This is a genomic window from Lysobacter defluvii IMMIB APB-9 = DSM 18482 (assembly GCF_000423325.1).
GTDB lineage: Bacteria > Pseudomonadota > Gammaproteobacteria > Xanthomonadales > Xanthomonadaceae > Novilysobacter > Novilysobacter defluvii.
The window spans coordinates 338,290-359,997 of sequence record NZ_AUHT01000004.1; the positions used below are offsets into that span (position 1 = coordinate 338,290).

At 63.3% G+C, this 21,708-nt stretch carries 18 protein-coding genes; 14 read left to right on the forward strand and 4 right to left on the reverse strand.

Annotated features, from left to right (window positions below; genetic code table 11):
• Positions 1-134: 134 nt before the first annotated feature.
• The 10 genes from G545_RS0101690 to G545_RS0101735 all read left to right on the forward strand — a co-directional run bounded on the left by G545_RS0101690 (position 135) and on the right by G545_RS0101735 (position 14,016).
• Positions 135-1,967, forward strand: coding sequence for a type I restriction-modification system subunit M (locus G545_RS0101690; protein ID WP_407059613.1), 1,833 nt, complete (start codon positions 135-137; stop codon positions 1,965-1,967).
• The gene (locus tag G545_RS0101695) at positions 1,964-3,280 is read left to right on the forward strand and encodes a restriction endonuclease subunit S (protein WP_027068879.1); all 1,317 of its coding nucleotides are present in this window, start codon (positions 1,964-1,966) and stop codon (positions 3,278-3,280) included. The genes G545_RS0101690 and G545_RS0101695 overlap by 4 nt, the downstream gene beginning before the upstream one ends.
• Positions 3,277-4,035, forward strand: coding sequence for a hypothetical protein (locus G545_RS0101700; protein ID WP_027068880.1), 759 nt, complete (start codon positions 3,277-3,279; stop codon positions 4,033-4,035). The genes G545_RS0101695 and G545_RS0101700 overlap by 4 nt, the downstream gene beginning before the upstream one ends.
• Positions 4,036-4,050: 15 nt before the next feature.
• A complete protein-coding gene (locus tag G545_RS0101705; protein WP_027068881.1) occupies positions 4,051-4,920 on the forward strand; it encodes a GIY-YIG nuclease family protein in 870 nt (289 codons plus the stop codon).
• A gap of 124 nt (positions 4,921-5,044) precedes the next feature.
• A complete protein-coding gene (locus G545_RS14880; protein ID WP_052106481.1) occupies positions 5,045-5,881 on the forward strand; it encodes an HNH endonuclease in 837 nt (278 codons plus the stop codon).
• Positions 5,882-5,923: 42 nt separating this feature from the next.
• The gene (locus G545_RS0101715) at positions 5,924-9,028 is read left to right on the forward strand and encodes a type I restriction endonuclease subunit R (RefSeq protein ID WP_027068882.1); all 3,105 of its coding nucleotides are present in this window, start codon (positions 5,924-5,926) and stop codon (positions 9,026-9,028) included.
• 121 nt (positions 9,029-9,149) lie between these two features.
• A complete protein-coding gene (locus G545_RS0101720) occupies positions 9,150-10,343 on the forward strand; it encodes a TIR domain-containing protein (RefSeq protein WP_161625760.1) in 1,194 nt (397 codons plus the stop codon).
• A gap of 454 nt (positions 10,344-10,797) precedes the next feature.
• Complete coding sequence (locus G545_RS14885; RefSeq protein ID WP_154656485.1) at positions 10,798-11,250, forward strand: hypothetical protein; 453 nt, start codon at positions 10,798-10,800, stop codon at positions 11,248-11,250.
• Between the two features lie 283 nt (positions 11,251-11,533).
• Complete coding sequence (locus G545_RS0101730; RefSeq protein ID WP_197050166.1) at positions 11,534-13,258, forward strand: ATP-dependent nuclease; 1,725 nt, start codon at positions 11,534-11,536, stop codon at positions 13,256-13,258.
• Between the two features lie 29 nt (positions 13,259-13,287).
• A complete protein-coding gene (locus G545_RS0101735; protein ID WP_027068886.1) occupies positions 13,288-14,016 on the forward strand; it encodes a hypothetical protein in 729 nt (242 codons plus the stop codon).
• A 227-nt stretch (positions 14,017-14,243) separates the two neighbouring features.
• Here G545_RS0101735 and G545_RS0101740 read toward each other — a convergent pair whose 3' ends face one another.
• The gene (locus tag G545_RS0101740) at positions 14,244-15,329 is read right to left on the reverse strand and encodes a site-specific integrase (protein WP_027068887.1); all 1,086 of its coding nucleotides are present in this window, start codon (positions 15,327-15,329) and stop codon (positions 14,244-14,246) included.
• Between the two features lie 103 nt (positions 15,330-15,432).
• On the opposite strand from G545_RS0101740, the gene G545_RS13190 reads away from it, so the two are divergent.
• The 4 genes from G545_RS13190 to G545_RS0101760 all read left to right on the forward strand — a co-directional run bounded on the left by G545_RS13190 (position 15,433) and on the right by G545_RS0101760 (position 18,706).
• Positions 15,433-16,407: a DNA-binding protein gene (locus G545_RS13190; RefSeq protein WP_052106478.1), complete on the forward strand. Its 975-nt coding sequence runs from the start codon at positions 15,433-15,435 to the stop codon at positions 16,405-16,407.
• Between the two features lie 585 nt (positions 16,408-16,992).
• Positions 16,993-17,508: a hypothetical protein gene (locus G545_RS0101750; RefSeq protein WP_027068888.1), complete on the forward strand. Its 516-nt coding sequence runs from the start codon at positions 16,993-16,995 to the stop codon at positions 17,506-17,508.
• A 343-nt stretch (positions 17,509-17,851) separates the two neighbouring features.
• Positions 17,852-18,106, forward strand: a complete 255-nt coding sequence (locus G545_RS0101755) for a hypothetical protein (RefSeq protein WP_154656486.1) — start codon at positions 17,852-17,854, stop codon at positions 18,104-18,106.
• A 120-nt stretch (positions 18,107-18,226) separates the two neighbouring features.
• A complete protein-coding gene (locus G545_RS0101760; RefSeq protein WP_027068890.1) occupies positions 18,227-18,706 on the forward strand; it encodes a hypothetical protein in 480 nt (159 codons plus the stop codon).
• Between the two features lie 651 nt (positions 18,707-19,357).
• Here the strand turns inward: G545_RS0101760 and G545_RS0101765 are convergent.
• The 3 genes from G545_RS0101765 to G545_RS0101775 form a co-directional block, all read right to left on the reverse strand.
• Positions 19,358-20,026 (reverse strand): L,D-transpeptidase, encoded by a 669-nt coding sequence (locus tag G545_RS0101765; RefSeq protein WP_027068891.1) that lies wholly within the window; start codon positions 20,024-20,026, stop codon positions 19,358-19,360.
• Positions 20,027-20,177: 151 nt separating this feature from the next.
• The gene (locus G545_RS0101770; RefSeq protein ID WP_027068892.1) at positions 20,178-20,447 is read right to left on the reverse strand and encodes a membrane protein; all 270 of its coding nucleotides are present in this window, start codon (positions 20,445-20,447) and stop codon (positions 20,178-20,180) included.
• Between the two features lie 126 nt (positions 20,448-20,573).
• Complete coding sequence (locus G545_RS0101775; protein ID WP_027068893.1) at positions 20,574-21,698, reverse strand: class I SAM-dependent methyltransferase; 1,125 nt, start codon at positions 21,696-21,698, stop codon at positions 20,574-20,576.
• Positions 21,699-21,708 lie beyond the last annotated feature (10 nt).

Below are 21,708 nucleotides of genomic sequence, written 5' to 3' on the forward strand. Positions count from 1 at the left end.
GGCAGCGCGGTTGGCCTGGGCACGTGGCAGGGCGCCGTCGGGCAAGCCTCAGAGTCTCAGGCTGAGCGACCGCCTCGACTACAATTCGAGGTCGCACTGGGCTGGGGACCCGTCGTCGCATGAATCAATCTGCCTTGTCGTCCTTCATTTGGTCGGTCGCCGACCTGCTGCGCGGCAACTACAAGCCGCACGAGTACGGGCGCTTCATCCTGCCCTTCACCGTGCTGCGCCGCCTCGACTGCGTGCTGGCGCCGACCAAGGACAAGGTGCTCGCCGAGCACAGGAAGAAGACCGACGCCGGGATCAACCCCGACCCGTTCCTGCGCCGCCTCGTCGGGGAGGCGCGCTTCTACAACACCTCGCCGATGGATCTGCCCAAGCTGCTCGGCGACCAGGACCACATCCGCCAGAACCTCTACGCCTACGTGCAGGGCTTCTCGCCGGAAGCGCGCGACATCTTCGAGCGGTTCGACTTCTACACCCAGGTCGAGCGGCTGGCCAAGGACAAGCTGCTGTACCTGGTCACCGAGAAGTTTGCCAACATCGACCTGCACCCGGACCGCGTGGACAACGCACAGATGGGGCACGTGTTCGAGGAGCTGATCCGCAAGTTCGCCGAGCTGTCCAACGAGACCGCCGGCGAGCACTTCACCCCGCGTGAAGTCATCCGGCTGATGGTCAACCTGATCTTCATCGAGGATGACGACGTGCTGACGCCCGGCAACCCGGTGGTGCGGACCATCTACGACCCGACGGCTGGCACCGGCGGCATGCTGTCGGTCGCCGCCGAGCACCTGATGGAGCACAACCCGGCCGCGCGCCTCACCCTGTACGGGCAGGAGCTCAACGACGAGTCCTACGCCATCTGCAAGGCCGACATGCTGATCCGCGGGCAGGACGTGGACAACATCGTGCCGGGCAACACGCTCAGCGAGGACGGCTTCACCCACCGCAAGTTCGACTACATGCTGTCGAACCCGCCGTTCGGCGTGGAGTGGAAGAAGGTGCAGAAGGCCGTGCGCGACGAGCACGAGCAGAAGGGCTTCGAGGGCCGCTTCGGCCCCGGCCTGCCGCGCGTGTCAGACGGTTCGATGCTGTTCCTGCTGCATCTGGTGTCGAAGATGTCGCCGGTGGTCAACGGCGAGGGTGGCAGCCGCTTCGGCATCGTGCTCAACGGCTCGCCGCTGTTCACCGGTGGTGCCGGGAGCGGCGAGAGCGAGATCCGCCGCTACCTGCTGGAGAACGACCTGGTCGAGGCCATCATCGGCCTGCCGACCGACATGTTCTACAACACCGGCATCGCCACGTATGTGTGGATCGTCAGCAACAAGAAGCCCGAAGACCGCCGCGGGCAGGTGCAGCTGATCGACGCCAGCGGGTTCTGGCGCAAGATGCGAAAGAGCCTGGGCAGCAAGCGCAAGGAGATGGGCGAGGACGACATCGCCACCGTCACCCGCCTGTTCGGCGACTTCACCGAGGCCGAGCGCGTCACCGTGCTGGATGCCGAGGGCCGCGAGGTTGAGCAGCGCATCGTCACCGGCACCGACAACCCACCGGTGGTCCCGGAGGGCGGAAAGCTCAAGCGCGTGCCGATCTCCCGCATCTTCGACAACGAGGCCTTCGGGTACACCACCATCACGGTCGAGCGACCGCTGCGCGACGAGGCCGGCAACGTCGTCAAGTTCGAGAAGGGCAGGCAGAAGGGCCAGCCCCAGCCGGACAGCAGCCTTCGCGATACCGAGAACGTGCCGCTTGGCGAGGACATCCAGGCGTACTTCGAGCGCGAGGTGCTGCCGCACGCACCGGATGCGTGGATCGATGAGGGCAAGACCAAGGTCGGTTACGAGATCCCGTTCAACCGCCACTTCTACGTGTTCGAGCCGCCGCGCCCGCTGCAGGAGATCGACGCCGAGCTGAAGGAGGTGGCGGGGAACATCATGCGGATGCTGGGGGAGCTGGCGGAATGAGGCTGCCGAGGTATCCGGAGTACAAGGACAGTGGGGTTGAGTGGCTAGGGGAGATTCCTTGCCATTGGAGTGTTTGTCGCCTCCAAGACATCGCGCAGGTCATCAATGGTTACCCTTTTGACTCGAAGCTCTTCTGTGAGGAGGGAGGCCATCCGCTTATTCGTATCCGCGACCTCGACGCGGAAGAGACCGCTACTCGCTACGCCGGTGACTTCGTTCCAGCTGCCGCCGTGGAAACTGGTGATGTTCTTATCGGGATGGATGGTGAGTTCAATGTAGGACGATGGCTAGGAAGCGAGCAGGCTCTTTTGAATCAGAGGATGTGCTGCGTGCGCCCCTCCCGGCCCGCCTTGGCAACTTTTCTACGCCACGCGCTTCCTGCTCCGCTCAAGTCGATCAACGACGTTACATACTCGACGACGGTCAAGCATCTATCGTCCTTTCAGGTTAAGAGCATCCGACTTGCTCTCCCCGATGACGCTGAGCTTGAGCAAATCTCTCGGTTTCTCGACCGCGAAACCGGCAAGATCGACGCGCTGATCGCCGAGCAGGAGAAGCTGCTGGCACTGCTGGCCGAAAAGCGCCAGGCCACCATCTCCCACGCCGTCACCCGCGGCCTAGACCCCAACGCCCCGATGAAGGACTCCGGCATCCCGTGGCTGGGCCCCGTGCCGGTGCACTGGGAAATCGCGCGCTTGAAGTTCGTCGCCATGGTGCAGACGGGAATTGCCAAAGGCAAGGACACCAGTGGCAAGGACACCATCACCGTTCCTTATCTACGAGTCGCCAATGTGCAGGATGGACATCTTGCTTTGGATCACATCGCGACCATCGAAATAGAGCCCGAGCAGCTGGATCGCTACCGTCTTCGGCCAGGCGATGTGCTGATGAACGAGGGTGGTGACTTCGACAAGCTCGGTCGCGGTGCCTTGTGGAATGGCGAGATCGAAAATTGCATTCACCAGAACCATGTCTTTGCGGTGAGACCCCGTGGCATCAGTCCGCAGTGGCTGAACCAAATCACCGGGTCAAGCTACGCGCAGTTCTTTTTCATGGGTCGCTCCAAGCAAAGTACAAATCTGGCGTCTATCTCTTCCACCAATGTCATGGAGCTTCCAGTTCTTCTTCCTCCGCATGTAGAGCAGGTCGAGATCCTTGATTTCATCCAAGACGAGTCCGCGAGGATTGACGCATTGCGGGCTGCTGGTAGGCAAGCAGTAGGTCTGCTTCAAGAACGCCGCAGCGCACTGATAGCGGCCGCCGTCACCGGCCAGATAGACGTGCGCGGCGCAGTGGAGATGGAGGCTGCTTGACCGACCCCTGGCTCCGCGATGTCCCCGCGGTATTTCGCGCACTGGCCGACTTCCGGCTGGAAAGCGCGATCCCGCGGCCGGTAACCGGACCATTCGAACAGGCCTGCGCCCACTGGGGCGCGCTGCACTACACGCTGTCCAGCCTGCTGGGCTGGGTCGATGTCGGCCGTGGCCTGGCGTGGTGGTACGCCGCCGGCCAGCCGGTGGACGAGTCACCCGTGCTGGCGTTGGTGCGGCGGGTGTGGGGCGCCGATGACCACATCGACTACTACGCCGCGTGGTCGTGGTTGCCGCCGGGTGTCGGCTACGAGTTGCCACAGTCCGTCGTGATCGACGGCGGCCCGTCGCCCATGTGGCTCGCGCGGCATTCGCGCTGGCCGGACGAGGACTGGTGGCGGAGCTTCGTCCGTCGCGGGCAGGTCCACCACCACGATCCGTTCTACGGCGGAAGCGACCCGCTGCACCTGTCCATCCATCACGGTCCGCCCACGACCGAGCCGTCGGAACACCCGCTGGTTCATCTGATCCCGGAGCAGCGCCGCGTCGTACTGGTCACGGAGGGGCTGGATCACTGGTTGGCCGACCTGCAGGCGCTCGAAACCCGGCTGCCACCCCTCGGCGACCGCTCATGGCGCGTCGAGGTGTTTGATCGCCGCACCGGTTATCTAGGCGAATACCGCCGAAGCCGCGGCACCGGCCGCTGGTTCACCGGCAGGCACGCCATCCACATGCGCGGCCACGACGTGCTCGACTGACTGCAGGGAACGCCCATGCCCCATCCGCAGACCATCCAGATCTTCCTCCCAACCGGCGACCCGCAGGGCATCCGCATCGCCGAGATCACCACCCGCATCGTGCGCGTCATCGAGGTGCCGCGCAGCCTGCTAGGCGACTTCCTCAAGATGCCAGAGGCAGAGCAGGTCGGCGTGTACTTCCTGTTCGGCGAGGACGAGGACGGCGGTGCTCCGCGCTGCTACATCGGCCAGACCGGCTCCCTCAAGACCCGCCTGTCGCAGCACAACGCGGCCAAGGACTTCTGGAACCGCGCCCTCATCGCGGTGTCGCTGACCCACAGCCTGACCAACACCCACGCGAGCTACCTTGAGTGGCTGTCCATCCAGCAGGCGCAGTCCGCCGGGCGCTATGTGATGGACAACGGCAATGCGGGTGCGCGCCCGCACACGCCGGCGCCGATGCAGGCGGACTGCAGCGAGATTCACGCCACCATGCGGATGTTGCTGGCCACGCTCGGCCACCCGGTGTTCGATCCGCTCAGCAAGCCTGTCGCCACCGGCGGGCAGAGTGACGATGGCGAGCTGTACTACTGCCGGGCACGCAACGCGGAAGGGCGGGGCCAGTACACGGAGGAAGGTTTCGTGGTGCTGAAGGGTTCCAGCGGGCGCGCGGACGTGACGCCCTCTTTCATGTCGCGGGCTCGCGAGCGCCTGCTCAAGCAGGGCGTGCTGGTGCTGGATGGCGACCGGGTTCGGTTCGAGCGCGACCACCTGTTCAAGACGCCCAGCGGTGCCAGCGACTGCCTGACCGGCGGCAACACCAACGGGTGGCTGGAGTGGAAACGGCCCGATGGCCGGACGCTGCAGGAGCTGGAAAGGGTCACGGTTGAAGAGGGGGACTCATGAATCGGCATCTGGATCACCACGTCAAGCACGAGAACTGCACGTACCCTTCGGCCGGCGCTGGGCTCTACGCCGGTGGTTCGTTCCGGTGCGCGCTGGGTGAGAGCAATGCGGGGGTGTCAGAGGCATGAAGCGGACCCGCCTCATGCCGCTGGCGCAACTAGTGGCTGAAGAGTTCGGCGTCCCGCTGGACAACATCATGCTGCTCCGACACTCCGCTGAGAGCATCAAGAAGCTGTTGGCGGCGGGTGGCACCGTGGAGGACTACACGTACACACAGCCGACGGAATCCGCGTACGACTACCTCCATCCGCACAAGACCCCCGTCGAGCTTGTGGTGGTGATCGTCCGGGATCATGTCTACGGGGTTTTCAAGGTTCTGGGCGTCGAACGCGAAGGCACGACGTATTCCCTTACGTCTGAGGCGCATCAGCGGTTTGACAAGGTGCGAGGAAAGCCCCCGCGACCGGCAAAGCGCTTCTCAATGCAGCCAATGCACACCGCCTACGTCGACCTGCCAGTGCACGGATGGGAGGGTCGGAGCAGGACTGCCGTCCAACGATCCGATGGCTCCTTCTTCCTGGAGATTGCGGTTGCTCCGCGGGCTGATCCGAAGGATTCCGGCACTCTCCAGCAGCAGCTCAATGAGCGACTGCAGGCTGCTTTGGCTGATACGCCCGAGCAGCGCAGGCAGCGCCTTGCGCTTGCACCGAAACTACCCCGCGTGGTGACCGTCACTACCTCTGCTTTCGTCCGAAATGCAGATGTGATTGCAGAAGTCCTGCTCCGTGCCGCTGGAAGATGCGAGAGCTGTCTAGCACCTGCTCCCTTCGTCCGCAGGAAGGATCACAGCCCCTATCTAGAGGTTCACCACAAGGTGAGACTGGCGGACGGGGGCGAAGACACCGTCGCCAATGCAATCGCGCTGTGCCCAAACTGCCACCGGCGCGAGCATTACGCCTAGCATTCACTTTGCTGCCGCGGAAAAGCAGCAGTCGGGGGAAGGATGAACCTGCACCAGGAACACCACTTCGAGCGCGAGATCTGCGCGCACCTGGCGGCCAACGGCTGGCTCTACGCCGAAGGTGACGCCAGCCAATACGACCGCCAGCACGGGTTGTTCCTGCCGGACCTGCTGGCGTGGATCGAAGCCACTCAGCCCGACAGCTGGCAGCGGCTGCTGAAGACCCACGGCCCGCAGCTGGGCGAGCGCCTTGCCGGGCGCATCCGCAAGAACCTGGGCGAGCGCGGCACCCTGGACGTGCTGCGCCGCGGCGTGGAGATGCTGGGGCTCAAGCAGCCGCTGTCGCTGGTGCAGTTCAAGCCGGCGCTGGCAATGAACCCGGTGACCCAGCAGCACTACGCGGCCAACCGGCTGCGGGTGGTGCGGCAGGTCAAGCACTCGCCCAACCGGCCCAACGACTGCCTGGACCTGGTGCTGTTCGTCAACGGCATCGCGGTAGCGACGGCGGAGCTGAAGTCGGACTTCACCCAGAGCGTAGGCGATGCCGTGGATCAGTACCGCCTGGACCGGCACCCGCATCCCAAGGGCGGTCTGCGCGAGCCGCTGCTGGCGTTCCCCGGCGGCGCGCTGGTGCACTTCGCTGTCAGCCAGGCCGAGGTGATGATGACCACGCGGCTGGCAGGGGAGCAGACCCGCTTCCTGCCGTTCAACCGCGGCAATGCGGGAGGTGCCGGCAACGCCCCCGATCCCGACGGGTTCGCCACCCGTTACCTGTGGGAGGACGTGTGGGCGCGCGACAGCTGGCTGGATATCCTGGGCCGCTACCTGATCGGCAAGCGCGATGACAAGAAGCAACTGCAGGCCGTGATCTTCCCGCGCTACCACCAGCTGGACGCCACGCGGAAGCTGGTCGCCGACGTGCACGAGCACGGTGCCGGCCAGCGTTACCTGATCCAGCACTCGGCAGGGTCGGGCAAAACCAACTCGATCGCCTGGACTGCGCACTTCCTCGCCGACCTGCACCGCGACGACAAGAAGGTGTTCGACAGCGTGCTGGTGGTGTCCGACCGCAACGTGCTGGACAGCCAGTTGCAGGAGGCGATCTTCGACTTCGAGCGCACCACCGGCGTGGTGGCCACCATCACCAGCGAGAGCGGCAGCAAGAGTGCGCAGCTCGGGCAGGCGCTGAAGGACGGCAAGAAGATCATCGTCTGCACCATCCAGACCTTCCCGTTCGCGTTGCAGGCAGTGCAGGAGCTGGCCGCGACCGAGGGCAAGCGCTTTGCGGTGATTGCCGACGAGGCGCACAGCTCGCAGACCGGTCAGGCCGCGGCCAAGCTCAAGCAGTTGCTGAGCCCTCAGGAATGGGCCGAGCTGCAAGACGGCGGCGAGATCGACACCGAGGCGCTGTTGGCCGCGCAGATGGGAGCACGCAGCGCCGAGTCCGGCCTGACGTATATCGCCTTCACTGCCACGCCAAAGGGCAAGACGCTGGAGCTGTTCGGGCAGCCGGGGCCGGACGGGCTGCCGCAGCCGTTCCACGTGTACTCGATGCGGCAGGCGATCGAGGAGGGTTTCATCCTCGATGTGCTGCGCAACTACACACCCTACGACCTGGCGTTCCGCCTGGCCCACGACGGCAAGGAGATCGACCACACCCAGGTCGAGCGCAGCACGGCAATGAAGGGGATCATGCAGTGGGTCCGCCTGCACCCGTACAACATCGCCGCCAAGGTGCAGATCGTGGTGGAGCACTACCGCGAAAACGTGCAGCCGCTGCTGGATGGCAAGGCCAAGGCGATGGTGGTGGTGTCGTCCCGCCAGGAAGCAGTGCGCTGGCAGAAGGCCATCCGCGCCTACATCGAAAGCCGCGATTACCCGCTGGACGTGCTGGTGGCGTTCTCGGGCGAAGTCAACGATCCGGAGAGCTACCCGGACCCGGTCACCGAGACCAGCAAGCTGCTCAACCCCGGCTTGAAGAATCGGGACATCCGCGAAGCGTTCGCGCAGCCGGAGTTCCATCTGCTGCTGGTCGCCAACAAGTTCCAGACAGGCTTCGACCAGCCGTTACTGTGCGGCATGTACGTGGACAAGAAGCTCGGCGGCATCCAGGCGGTCCAGACGCTGTCCCGCCTCAATCGCGCATACCCCGGCAAGGACACCACGTACGTGCTGGACTTCGTCAACGAGGCCGGCGAGGTGCTCAAGGCGTTCAAGACGTACTACGAGACCGCCGAGCTGGAGGCGACGACCGACCCCGACCTGATCTTCGACCTGCGCGCCAAGCTGGATGCCGCCGGACACTACGACGACTTCGAGGTGGAGCGGCTGGCGAAGGTCGAGATGGATCCGCGCGCCACGCAGGCACAGCTGGTGGCTGCCATCCACCCGATCGCCGACCGGCTGTTGAAGCGCTACAAGGCATTACAGCAGGCGCGTACGGCGGCGGTCGAGGCGGATGATAGCGAAGCGGAGAAGTCGGCCAAGGACGAACTGGACGCACTGACCCTGTTCAAGGGCGACATGGCGTCGTTCAACCGGCTGTATGCCTTCCTGTCGCAGATGTTCGACTACGGCAACACCGACATCGAGAAGCGCTTCCTATTCTACAAGCGCCTGTTGCCACTGCTGGAGTTCGGCCGCGAGCGCGACACCGTCGACCTCTCCAAGGTGGTGCTGACGCATCACACGCTGCGCAGCGGCGGCAAGCAGGCGCTCAGCCTCAATGCCGACGGCACCTACAAGCTGCCGCCGATGGAAGCAGTCGGCAGCGGGCAGGTGCAGGACAAGCAGCAGGCGTACTTGGATGAGATCATCGAGAAGGTCAACGGACTGTTCGAAGGCCAGCTCACGGACGGCGACCAACTCGTCTACGTGAATGGCGTGATCAAGGGCAAGCTGCTGGAGAACCAAACGCTCATCCAGCAGGCAGCGAACAACAGCAAACAGCAGTTCGCCAACTCGCCGGATCTGAAGGAGGCGTTGATCCACGCGATCATGGATTCGCTGGAAGCGAACTCGATAATGAGCAGCCAAGCGTTGGGGTCCGAGCGTGTCCGGGAGGGGCTGAAGGACATTCTTCTGGGCCCGGCGCAGCTTTACGAAGCGCTTCGCGCACAGGGGGAGGGACTGCGGGCACATCGTTGAACGCTCAGCCCGTAGGTACTCCACGCCGATTTGGGATGTTTATCGGGGGTGGGGCAGGGCAGCTAGTTGCTTGGAACGGGGTTGCTTCTGGTGTCCGTAGATAGATAAGGGGCGGATCTTGGTGCTTAAGGTTTTTCTGAACCATTGTGCGGAAGACAAGGCGCTAGTCACGCCGTACTTCAACAAGCTTAAGGCGCTCGGTTTTGAGCCATGGATCGACAAGAGGATTCTTCCCGGACAGGACTGGGATGAAGTGATCCAGCACGCCTTCAATGCTGCCGACGTCTATCTGATCTTCATGACCCCGCGTAGCGTCAGCAAGCGCGGCTATGTCCAAAGAGAAATCAGTGACGCATTGGACAAGCAGCGATACAACTTGCCCGGAGACATCGGGCTGATCCCAATCCTGCTCGAGGACTGCGAAGTACCGGTAAAAATTTTAAGATCGCACCAGTACATCCGTTTGCCTGAGGGGTGGCAAGAGTTGGTTGAGTCGCTGGAACTGGCCGCACAGCAACGGAGTATCGCCATCCACACCGGCGTGGAGATGGACCCCTTTCGGATGTTCCTTCGCGAAGAGAAGCATCGGTGGGAAGGCCTTCCTGGCTACGAAGTGTCGATGAGATATCCGCATGTCGAGTCATCGCGAGTGCCCAACACCGCCGTCGAGCTCAACGAATTCTTCGCGTCCCTGCGGCTGAATTCCTTGCTCAATGCCAGAAAGGCCAGGATCAATCAGGAGGAGGAACACTTCTCAAGCTGGGCCGGCGACCCGGACTGGAAGCCGGCGAATTCATTCCATGTTTTCATCTCACCCAACTTGGCGAACCAATTCATCTTGAGCTTTAGCGTTCATGAGGATGGCATGTTTGCGGGCGCGGCTCATGGATTCATGTGGGTCGAAACACATAACTTCATGATCATTGATGATCAGCTAATCAAGATCAGTTTCGATGACTTTCTCTCCGAACCCCATTCGGCTTACACCTCGATAACTGCGTTGGTTCGAGAGCGAGTGGCGAAGGAGTATGCGGGTCGATTCGATGGGGAGCTTAGTTCCGACGATCTAATTAGAGTACGTGAAGCGTTACCCAGCGATGGGACGATCTTCAGGAACTTCATCATTACCCCTATAGGGGTCACTTTTCTGTACCCGCAAGGTGAGTTGTTCGGACATGCGGCCGGCGCCTTTGGCGCCGATCTCTCGTTTAATGACCTCCGCCCGTGGTTGAAGCCCGGCGGGCCCCACACTTTCGCCCAACACGCCAGCGCGATTTCTTGGGACCCGGGGATAGACGATGAAGTCCACGAATAATATGAAGCCTACTAATCTGACCAAGCCTTCCGGCGAGAGGCCCTGAATGTGTACCGCTGAAGCGCTTGCTAAGAGATTGGCTGAACGGGGACAGCCCACGCGGGAGGACTACCAGGCAGCTCTGGGTTGTCTGGACGAGGCCGTATGCGAAGCCATAGCCGTCGGACAAGCCCAAGCTGGGCGGATGGCGAGTCCTTGTGTGGGATACGCAACGTACGTCTTCGCCCGCATGTGTGGCCACGCTACGGCTGCCATTCGTGCCGTACCCCTGTCCCGATGGGCTGAAAACGACTATGAGGAATGGGGGTTCCATGTACTGGCATGCCATGCACGGGCGCTATTGGAAGGCAATCTGTACTTCCACTACCTCGTATCTCCGACAGACGAGGATCTAGAGGAGGGCAGAGCTAGAATCACACTGCTTCAGCTTAACGACTGCTGTACTCGCTTGAAGATGTTCACGGACAATCAGGAGCAGCGACAGGGATTTGAGGGGCAGCGAGATGAGCTAGTTGCACGCTTGAAAGCAATTCCGTTCTTTCAACAATTGGCGCAGCCCGTGCAGGCACAATGTCTGTCTGGCAAGAAGGCTTGGTTCTTGGACCGGGCCCAGTTGGTGGAGATGGTGGGGATGGAGAAGGCGCAATTCGACATACTCTGGGACCTGTGGTCGCAGCACTCCCACATCCACCCTATGTCGTTCTACCGAATGGAAGCCAATGGCCGTGGTTCGGGGCTGGATAACGATACAGATCGAAGCTACCTGACAACCGCGATGCTGATATGTACAGGGATACTGGAAGCGGCCACCGACAAGATGGTAGAAATTAGTCCTGACGTGGCTGGTGTACGCCAGGGGCTGAATTCTAAGTTCAGCCCTGGCCCGAAGAGTAATAGGCCGCAGTAGCCTATAGATCGGAAGTGGAGTAGGAAGATTTATCGGGGCTGGGGAAGGGAAGTACCCGACCACAAGCAGGCGTGACCTGTCGGTGATCGGCCAACTGCTGGAAAACAAAGGGTTGAGTCGTCTCAGGTCTTGCGTAGCTGGCCGTGCATCCCTTGGCTGAACGATACTGGGGGTCACGAGCAGTTGATGGCGGCGATTGCCAAATAGTCTATGGGCCCCGAAAGGAGGCAAAGTAGTGGCTGTCTACATCTCTGACTTGGACATTAGGAACTTCCGGTCGTGCGTGGCCGCGAGCCTGCAGCTGACACTTTTTACCCCAATGGTTGGTTTGAACAACTGCGGGAAGAGCAATTGCCTCACCGCTCTCCAGTGGCTGGTTCGCAAGGCGAAGCTGGGCGTGGAAGACTTTCACAACGCAGATCAGCCCGTGGAGGTAATGGGGACCTTGCGCGGTATCACGGAAGCGGATCTGGATGTCTTGGAGCAGAAGCACCGCAAGAAGATCGAAGGGCATGTACGTGACGGGGTGCTCGTGGTTCGCCGCGAACAGCAGCTACCGGGCGGCGATACTGAATTGACCGTGATGAACCCCGACACCGGCGACTGGGAGCCTAACCCCACCGGGATCGACAACGCCATTTCAGCGCTTTTCCCAGACCCGATCCGAATTGGGGCCATGGAGAACGCGGAAGAGGACGCCAGCAAGGCCAAGACGACTACCACGATCGGTAAGCTGTTGGCCTCAATGCTTGCGGCCATTCAGGAGCAGCATGAACAGGCTTTGGCCCCTCACTTGGCGGCCATCCTCGGGATGATTTCCGCAGAAGGTGGCGAGCGTTTCGAAGAGTTGGGTCGCATAGATGAATCAATCAACAGCAAGATTTTGGACCTGTTTCCCGGCATTCGCATCAAACTGGACTTCCCAGTGCCTGTGTTCAACGACCTGATTAAGGCCGGCACGGTCAAGGTTTACGAAGGGGAAGGGCGAGGGCGTCCCTTCGGGTCATACGGGCATGGCGCGCAGCGCGCCATCCAGATGGCCATGGTGCGGCACCTGGCCGACCTGAAGCGGGGAGACACGGCGGCAGGCGGCGCCAGCTTGCTCTTGGTTGATGAGCCGGAATTGTTCATGCACCCCTTCGCTGTGGAGCAGGTGCGTGAAGCGCTTCGTTCACTGTCGGAGGCAGGGTATCAAGTCGTGTTCTCAACCCACTCTGCGCAGATGATTCTCGCCAAGGACGCCAAGAACGCTCTTCTTATGACGAAACACCACACGGAGGGCACCAGGGCGCGTCCTCGCATGCAATCGGTAGTGGAGCAGTTGGTGGACAATCCAACCCATCAGCTGCACCAACTCTTCAGCCTCACAAACTCCTCCCAGCTATTGTTTGCCGACAAGGTTGTGCTCACGGAAGGCAAGTCGGAACTTCGCCTGTTGCCGTCCATCTTCCAGGCGGTCGCGGGCAAGACCATCGGGCAATCATCGTTGGCGCTCGTTGCGATGAGTGGGGTCTCGGATACCCGCAGATCCATGGACGTCTTGTCTGCCCTTGGCTTGCCTGCGTGTGCCATCGTGGATCTGGATTTTGCTTTCCGCCAAGCCACTAAGCATGGCTTCCTGCAAGCGGATGATCCCGACATCATCGCGTGCAAGGCCATTCTCGCCAGGCTGGCTGGCGCGGGACTCGTGTCGCTGGCAGGTGCGCTGCCTTGCAGGGGTATCCAGGGTCCGGCTTCGAAGGCGTTCGAGCTGCTTGCGGCCGATGACGAGGCAAAGCCACACATCGCGGAACTGGTGCGAAAATTGCGGGATCAGAACCTTTGGCTTTGGAGCGCAGGGGCTATCGAGCCCCACCTCGGCCTATCGGAAAAGTCAGAGCATGCCTGGCTGTCCTTCCAGATCCGCCTGGAGAGCGAGTCACTGGAAGATCTTTGCGCGGATGCCGAAGGTATTCGTTCCCTGGTCGAATGGATGGGCGCTGCTCCTGCTGTGGCTCAGTTGGCGTGAGTGGCCGAAAGTGCAGTGCATATCAGCTTATGGACTCCGAGCGCGAGCTGCGGATCTCGGAGCATCGGTTCTACGTGGAGCAGGCCAAGAATAGGCTCCTGTCCCAATTCGCCAACATTGAGACGGAGGCAGACCAAGCTGAAGCTGAGCACTGGGAGCGAAGCGGGCAGTCGTTCGATCCGGACTGGCATGATCCAGGCGACCTTGCGGAGGCCGCTCGCGACTACGGCGTGGAATTCTACCAGCTGCTGAGCGACATGCATGACCGGACGCGTCTGAGCGTGGTGGCGGGCATGTATCACCATTGGGACAAGACCTTCCGTCGCTTCCTAATCCGCGAATTTCGCTGGCCTAGGCTGGTGATCGGCGACCACACCCGGCGTGCGCTCTGGAAGCTAGACAGCGCCAAGCTAGAAAAGCTGCTTGCCGCAGTTGGACTGGACCTGTCCAGTTTGGCCTGTTATCCACACATTGAAGCCATGCGACTGGCCGTCAACGTGTTCAAGCACGGTGAGGGGAAGTCCCTAGACGACCTTCGCGAGCGCTTTCCTGAGTTCCTGCGTGAAAGCGCGCACCGATCAAACGTTTACGACGATACGGACATGGAAGTAACAGATGACCGCGTCGAAGAGTTCTCCACGGCCATCGAGTCATTCTGGCGCGAGCTGCCGCCGTCCGTGACGTTCAACGAGGACGCCACGCTGGATGTTCCTTGCGAGTTCGAAAAGGCCTGGAAGAAGGACCTCGCCGCTCAGTAATCATCCCGTGCTGCACGACAAGCCACCGGTTCAGGTCAAGGCGTCGTGGGTACTGCCCGCGTTCGCTCGGAAGTCGGCGCGTGAGGTCGATATGGGGTGCAAGGCACCGGCAATAAAACCGGCGAGAACGCTTGGCTCGACTTCTGGCTAACGCTGAAAGAAGGGGGATTAGCGGGGAACGTCTATGGGAGCGCAGATGCACCCGATCTCACGGCTGATCACCGCACTCAGTCTTCCAGCAACCGAGCGGCAGGATTCACTGTGGCGCCGCCCGTCTGGAAATACCCAATCACGCTGGACACCGACCGGTGCTCGGTGAGCTGCATGATCGCTGGCAACGACACCCCTTGGCGACTCGCCTCAGTCACGAACCCCGAGCGCAGGCTGTGTCCGCCAAAATCCCCGTCCAGCCCGGCCAAGCGCGCCCGCCGTTGCACGATCTCGCCGACGGCAGCTGGGGAGAGGGCAGGGCCGACGCGTGTCTTCCACAGCCGCCGGAAAATCGCGCCTTCGGTGATGCCGGCAGCCTCCAGCCAGTCTTCCAGTGCCAGCGCCGCGCGATCCAGCACCGGCTTGTCCGGCGTCGAGGCGGCGGTCACGCCCGCCTGCTGCGTCTTGCTGTGTTCCAAACGGTAGATGTAGCCCTCGGCGCCGATCCGGCGCAGGTCGCGCAGGTCGGCCGCGGCGACTTCGCTGCGGCGGCGCCCGCCACTGGCGAACGCGAAGCAGAGCAGGGCGCGGTCACGCAGCCCTTCCAGGCTGTCGTCGCACGTCGCCAGCATGGCTTCCAGTTCGGTAAGCGTAATGGCGGTCTTCTTGCGGGGCCGGACACCGCGTTTGACCGCGGCACGGGCAGCCCGGCTCAACACGGTGCGGACCGCCGGCTGCTCGCAGGGGTTCACCGCCTGGCGCAGCCGATGGGCGGTCGAGAGGACCGCCACCCGGTGCTTGACCGTCGACAAAGCCCAAGGCCCGGGCTTGGCCTTGAGCCCCGCGGCCACCAGTGCCCGGTCGACGTCCGGCGGCAGCTCCCAGGTCAACGTCCCGTCCGCCGAACGGCGTTCCAGGTGGTCCACCACGAACTGCAGCACGGCCGCTTCCGGCACAGGCAGCGTCAGCTCACGGCCATAGCGCGCGGCGAACCAACCGGCCCAGTAGCGCAGGGCCGTCGCATAGCTGCGGGTGGTGTTCTCGGCCGCGGCCTCGGCCAGCAGCTCGCGTACCGCGTCGGCGGCTTGCTGCGCCAACTGCGCCGGTAGCGCGAGCGCGGAGCCGGCTTGCGCCAATGTCGAAGTGGATAAAGAGCGCTTCATATGATGTACCATTTCTTACAGCACGAGGCAGGTACCCACGATAATCATCACTTATCGCGGGTACGGGAACTGCAGGGTAGGGCGGCCGAAGAGGAGGCGCAACATGGCACGCGGGATCACACAGGCGCAGGTCGACGCGGCTGCCGATGCGCTGCTCCAGGGTGGCGAGCGACCGACCATCGAGCGGGTTCGACAGGCCTTGGGGACCGGCTCTCCGAACACCGTCACGCGGTTGCTGGATGTATGGTGGAAAGGCTTGAGCGAGCGGCTGCAGGCACGAGAGCACAAGCTCGCACTCCCGGAGGCGCCCGCAGCCGTCGCCGCGCTGGCGTCGAAGTTGTGGGAGCAGGCCTTGCGTGCCGGGCGAGCCGAGGCGGAACAGGCGTTGGAGGATGTCCGGCAGGAGCTGGCGGCGGAGCGCACGGCGCTGGACCAGCACGGTGCGGAACTTCGCCAGCAGGTGGCCACGGCGGCCCGCGCCACGGCGGAAGCCCAGACGCTGCAGCGCCGCGCGGAGGCCCAGCTCCAGGGCGTTCAACAGCTGGTTGACCAGCTGCAGGCACAACTTGTGGACTGCAAGGAGCAGCGGGACGCCGCTGGCCGTCGCGCATCGGACGCGGAGGCAGATGCCGCCAGCCTGCGTAGCCGGGTGACGCAGGCCGAAGACGCCATGCGCCAAGAGCGCGAAGCGCACGCCGCCCACCTGCGCACGGTGGAAAACCGTGCGTATGCCGAAGTCGACCGCGCCCGTCAGGAGCTGAAGTCCGTGCGAGCGGAGCTGAGAACGGGGCGCGAGCAGCATCGACGGCGCGAGGCCGCCCTCGAGTCGGAGGTCTCTAGGCTGCAGCGTGAGCTCGCCGGTGCGGCGAAAGCGCTTGCGGTGGAGCAGGTTCGGTGCGAGGCGATCGAACGGCAGAGTGCCGAACTGCAGAACGCACTGCGCGCAGCCTTGACCGAGAAGCCGTCAGACGCAGAGGCGAAGCGAACGCGGACTGCAGCCTGGGCCAGGCCGCGCCTGAGGGCTCCGTTACGGAGGAGGTCGAAGGTGTCGTCCCCTCGGAGACGAGCGCCTCTATGACGCTCGTTTGACCGTGTCGTAGAGCGGCGAGTGGACGCATCGCCATGTATTCAATGACATGCGACGTACAAGCGACGGAGATTGTGAGCTTCCTGTAATTTACAAGAACCTGCCAAAGCAGCTGTAATTGCCGATCGAGCGATCGTTGCTGGTGGCGGTGAAGGCCTCGGCTGACTCCAGGGGCCTCGCCAGGCGGACACGCATGCTGGCTCAGGAGCCGTTGCGTCGAGATATCTACGAATCCGTCCAGAGCTCGCCGCCTAAAGATCCCTCATCATTCGGTATCGCTGATCCGGGAGCCAAGCGACCCAGTTCACGTCAGCCAGCGCAGCGGACGCTGCTTGAACATTTCCGCTGATCTGACGGGCTTGGTAGCAACTTGCCCGCGGATCACGGGCTTGCCCTGGGTCCGCGACAGTGTGGCTAAGACGATCCGCGCATGCGGCCCATATAACGTCCTGGCCGGACGTGGACGAGGGCGGACCAGTTTTCTCTTCGTCCGTGGCCGCGGATCAGAATTGTCCGAGCCTGCGGCGGCTCTGGCCAGTGTTTCACGTTTGCGGCGTCGGATTCACTGTGGCAGACATGCAGCAGCGAGTCATCGCCCTTGAGGAGCTGCCCATGGAAGTCCCCGAGACCGACGCCTTCATAGAGCAGATCGTCGACAAGTTCGTCCATCGCTTGTTCCCCAGCTTTGTTGAACCTGGGTTCGTGGCCTGCCCGGACGAGCATTTCCCTGCATTCGCGGCCGCGATGACCCGCGCTGCCATGGCGCGTGGCGTTGTCACGGAGGTCATCGACCTGCGCCCCGCACCCGCGGAACGCTTGGATGAGGTTACCGAGCGGATTTACGTGTCCAACCGGCAGCCGCTCGACCCCACATCGCCGCCGCGCCTGTTGGTGCTTGTGGGGTTCGATTTGTTGGAAGGCCACGACCACGAGGAGCCGACGTATCCGTTCCGCTCGGAGTTCCAGTTCGACAAGCAGCACCTCTGGCTCTTCGTGGGCCGTGATCGCCGCCGACTCGGCCGGCTGTTCCACAATCGGAAGCTGCCGCTGTATAGGGCAGCGCAAGACCTCACGCCACAAGAGTGGCGATGACGGGCGCAGCTACCGCGGGAGGGGCACGGTGGACGGCCTGTATGCAGTCAGTAAGGGTCTATCGCCGGCAGCCTCAAAGGCAGATCCCTCATCCCTGTACCGTCATGAGTGCAGAAGCGACTTGGCTGTACCCACCTGACTGCAGGAACGCCATCGCTGTACCCACTTGAGTGGTCGTTTTGTACCCGAAATGTGCAGAGTCAGTACCCACTTCAGTGCGCTGAGCACCTATCCAGCGGGGCTGAAGCGCATTGGGGTTGTGCAATTCTCACGTCGGGCGGCACGGGGGCGCGCAACAGTGTCCCGCACGGCTGCAGCGCCCAAGTGGCGCGTTGAAGGGTCCGTGCGCCTGAAGAACGATGACATGGCGGACGCGCTCAGTACCTCCTCGACGGCGTCTCCGCCTAGCGCCGCGTACCGCCGGGTACTGGACGCGCTGCGCGAGCTGAATCCTGATGACCATCAGATCGCCCGTAGGATGAAAGACACGCGCGTCCCTGAGCTCGACAACCGAACCTTGGAAGAAGCTGTCTTGGCCGGCGACGCGGAGAAGGCCTTGCGCTACTTGGATGCGATCGCCACCGGGTGGGACGGCTAATGCTCATGGCTCGGGTCGCAGGATGTCCCCTGCCACTTTGCGTCCGCCCTCGCGCCAACGGTTTACCGCGGGAGAGGAGTGCGAACGTGCCTACTCGTGCGTTGCCAGGAGGAGTGGCGTGTGGCTGACCCGAACGCTGAGAAGCTAATTGAGCAAGTCATTGGCAAGTTCGTCCATCGACTCTTCCCGAGTTTTGTTGAGCCCGGGTTCCTGGGATGTCCGTCGGAATGCTGGGGCGCCTTCCTGACGTCGCTCGATAGGGCGGTGAGCCAGCGGGGAGTCGAGGTCGAGGTCGTAGACCTTCGACCTGCGCCCGCAGAGGCGTTAGATGAAGTCACCGCCCGCATCACCGCGTCGAACCGACGACGGGCGGAGCCGGTGACGCAGCGCACCCTATTGGTGCTCCTGGGCTTCGATTTGCTTGAGGGGCACGACAGGGATGCGCCGATCTATCCATTCAGATCGGAGTTCCAGTTCGACGAGCGACACGTCTGGCTGTTCATGGGGCAGGATCGGAGCCGGCTGGCGCGACTCTTCCACAATCGGAAGCTTCCGCTGTACTTGGCCGCGCAAGATCTCACGCCGCCCGAGTGGCGGTAAAGCGCTCGGGCCAGAACGGTCCCGTCTGTGCGGACCACAGAGGCCAGCCCTGGGGATCGGGACATCGGTCTTACAGCAGCAAACATTGCCTTCGGAAGGAAGTCCGACGGCACGTCCTACGTGGCGGGGGCTGCTCAAACTTTTGCGCTGATGTGGCGGGTTTGGTAGCGACTTGTCTGCGGATACCCGCCTTGGCCTAAGTTTGTCCGCGGTAGCGGCTAAAACGATCCGCGGATGCGGCCCAAAAATGTCCGCGGCAGACAGTCGAGCTTGGGCCGTCTTGTTGTCATTTTGGGATCTCCGGGTCGTGCGCGAGGGAGTGACCAGCATCCGTCCACAGGATCGCTCGCCGGAGGTCGCCAGGAAATGGAGGCGGTTTGTTGGCTGTTTCGCCGGGTTCGCGGCAACTTGTCGGTCACGCGATGACTTCGGGGCGTGTGTCGGAGCGTGAGAGGGGGTTTGTTGGCTGTGTCAGGGGCGATTGCTCGGAGGCAGACAGCAGAGGTGGGGGGAACGGGTGCGGAAGGCGTGCAAGTAGCGGAGCAAGCTCAGGAGCGACCTACAGCGACACCCCTGCGCTACTTCGCATAATGCATATTATGTTATGAGCACTACGGGATGGCTTGCCAGCTGCTCATCAGTTCCGGCCGCTCACCCATTACCGCCGGCGGAACCACGACTCTGCGCGAACTCCGGAAAGACATCCTCGATCGACGACTCGTCCGGCAGGATGTAGAACACCCCGCCCCGCTCGAAAGCCGGGCCGACGACCTGCTCGTAGAACGACGGTGCCACGTTGATGCAGCCGTGGGTCACGCGGTTGTCTTCCGGCGTGGGTGAAGCCAGGCGCTCCGGACGCCGTTCCGCGGGGACACCGGTGGCGGTCGGATGGATGGAGACTGCGGAGTCGTAGTCCACCCATAGCACGCGACCGGCGTCAAGTGACGGGCCATAACCACCGACGAAGCGACCGGCGGGTGTCGTGCGGTCGCGGCCAGGAATCTCGGCCAGGGCCAGTCCGGCGATTCCGGGAGCCGTGTGGTCTCCCACCGCCGAGCCGAACAGCCCGGGCGCCGCGCCGCGGAGCCGGCCGTCGCCATCGAACACGAAGACCTGTGCGGCGGCCTTGTCCATGATGGCGAACGGATAGCCCTCGCTGTCGTTGGATGCGACGACCCAGCCGGCGAGCTCGATGACCGTATCGGACACATCCTGGTCCGCCGGGAGCTGGTCAAAGCTGGAAGCCGGCCGTGTGGAGGCCGCGTCTGCGGGGGACTCTTCGGCGCTGGCGAAGCCGGGATTCGCCGTTGCCAGCGCCAACGCGAGCGCGCAAAGAACAGTGCGGGTTGCGGTAGTACGGATGGGAAAACTTCCTTCGAAATGCCGGGAGTACGAAATCGCCGGACCGGCGGCTCGCATGGGCCGCCGGGTCCGGCTTCAGTGCATGGAGTCGCGGATTGCGCGGAAACGCTTACCCGCGCGGCACGCGGCCGCGGGACGACTCGAGCTGCTGGACGCGGCCTTCGATCTGGTCGAGCCGCCGGTTCGCCTGCTGCGCGGACTGGTTGGCCGACTCGGCATTCTGCGCCGCGTTCTGCACCTGGGTGTCGAGCCGATCAAGCCGCGAGTTGACCCCTGCAAACTCGTCTGCGTAGGTCGCGCAGCCGGCGAGGCCCACCGAGGCGACGACCGCCACGGCGAGCGCGCGGGCCATACCGCGATGTTGCTTGGTCAGGTTCATGGCGATCTCCTTCTCTGGGGGGTGTCCGGAATATAGCGGCCTTTGCGTCGCCGCCGTCACTCGCCTTCAGTGGACGTTGGAGGACGTAGAAGTGCCGTGAAGCGACGCCCCCCCCCGGATCCCCGGTCAGGCCGCCCGGATCCTCCTGTCCCCTCGCCTGCCATGCCCCAGCATCCCCGCCTCCCTCTTCGTGAGTGCCGAGTGCGCTTCCGGGGATACGGGGAAGAACACCGGCTCCGGCGCCATGCCCTTGTGGCGGATCGACGCGATCATGTTCGATGCCGGGTACCGGTGCGACGCCAGAGCCTCCGCGTCCGCCTGCTGGACCTCCCGGATGAAGTCCCGGTCCTCATCGCACTCCGGATCGAAATTGAACCCGATCCGTCGCTCGATGAAGGGCATCACCGCTGCGCCGAAGGTGAGGAACACCTCGAAGTCGAAGTGCTCCAGCAAGCGCTCCACCACGTCCTGCGCCCTGACCCCCTCGTTCGAATATGACGAGTGGTCGACCGGGATGTAGCGGTCGGTGGCCCTGCCGTGGTACCGGTCGAACCGCTTGGCGGGTGGCAGCCGGCTCCACGCGCGATCCACCTCGCGGGCGACGGAGGGCCATGGCACGTGGCCGTTCCGGCCGACCACGTCGCAGGACAGGATCCGGCCCTCCGTCGCCAGCGAGCCGCGCAGCGCGGCAGTGAACGACTCCAGGTCTTCCACGTGATGGAAGAACTGGTTGACGAGGATGACGTCGGCCGCCGGCGGGTCGGCGATGGCATTGCAGTCGGCCGCGAGGAACCGGACGGCCGGAAGCAGTCCTCGCGAGGCCGCGCCGGCCGAGGCCCGCTGCAGCTGGGCCTCGTTGAAGTCGACGCAGGTCATCTCGAATGCGACGCCCCGGTCCCGTAATGCCTCGGCGATGTCGAGCTCGAGCGCACACGAGCCCGCGCCGTAACTCACCACGCGGAGGATCGGCCCGGCGGCTTGCGTCCCAAGGATCTTCTGCAGGTAGAACGACTCCGGGGACCCGATCCCGTGGTCTTGCAGGACCGGGTGCAGGAAGCGGCCCGACCAGAAGTGGAAGATCGGCGGCAGCGTGTCGCCCTGGTACTCCGGCCTCACGCGGAAGGCGACCTGTTCCGCCAGGGCCCTCAGCCTCCTGCCCGCCGAACCGGGCAACACCCGCACAAGCCCGGTCACCAGCCGCTTGGCCGGCAGCCGGTGGCGGTGCGCGAACGCCCTGAGCCGCGACTCCATGTGGTTCTCC

What these genes read in the sequence shown, in the direction of transcription:
- G545_RS0101775 (WP_027068893.1), bottom strand. Translation starts at nt 21,698, where the DNA reads ATGGAGTCGCGGCTCAGGGCGTTCGCGCACCGCCACCGGCTGCCGGCC.
- G545_RS0101740 (WP_027068887.1), bottom strand. Translation starts at nt 15,329, where the DNA reads ATGAAGCGCTCTTTATCCACTTCGACATTGGCGCAAGCCGGCTCCGCG.
- G545_RS0101750 (WP_027068888.1), top strand. Translation starts at nt 16,993, where the DNA reads ATGCAGCAGCGAGTCATCGCCCTTGAGGAGCTGCCCATGGAAGTCCCC.
- G545_RS0101770 (WP_027068892.1), bottom strand. Translation starts at nt 20,447, where the DNA reads ATGAACCTGACCAAGCAACATCGCGGTATGGCCCGCGCGCTCGCCGTG.
- G545_RS0101705 (WP_027068881.1), top strand. Translation starts at nt 4,051, where the DNA reads ATGCCCCATCCGCAGACCATCCAGATCTTCCTCCCAACCGGCGACCCG.
- G545_RS13190 (WP_052106478.1), top strand. Translation starts at nt 15,433, where the DNA reads ATGGCACGCGGGATCACACAGGCGCAGGTCGACGCGGCTGCCGATGCG.
- G545_RS14880 (WP_052106481.1), top strand. Translation starts at nt 5,045, where the DNA reads ATGAAGCGGACCCGCCTCATGCCGCTGGCGCAACTAGTGGCTGAAGAG.
- G545_RS0101715 (WP_027068882.1), top strand. Translation starts at nt 5,924, where the DNA reads ATGAACCTGCACCAGGAACACCACTTCGAGCGCGAGATCTGCGCGCAC.
- G545_RS0101695 (WP_027068879.1), top strand. Translation starts at nt 1,964, where the DNA reads ATGAGGCTGCCGAGGTATCCGGAGTACAAGGACAGTGGGGTTGAGTGG.
- G545_RS14885 (WP_154656485.1), top strand. Translation starts at nt 10,798, where the DNA reads ATGTTCACGGACAATCAGGAGCAGCGACAGGGATTTGAGGGGCAGCGA.
- G545_RS0101735 (WP_027068886.1), top strand. Translation starts at nt 13,288, where the DNA reads ATGGACTCCGAGCGCGAGCTGCGGATCTCGGAGCATCGGTTCTACGTG.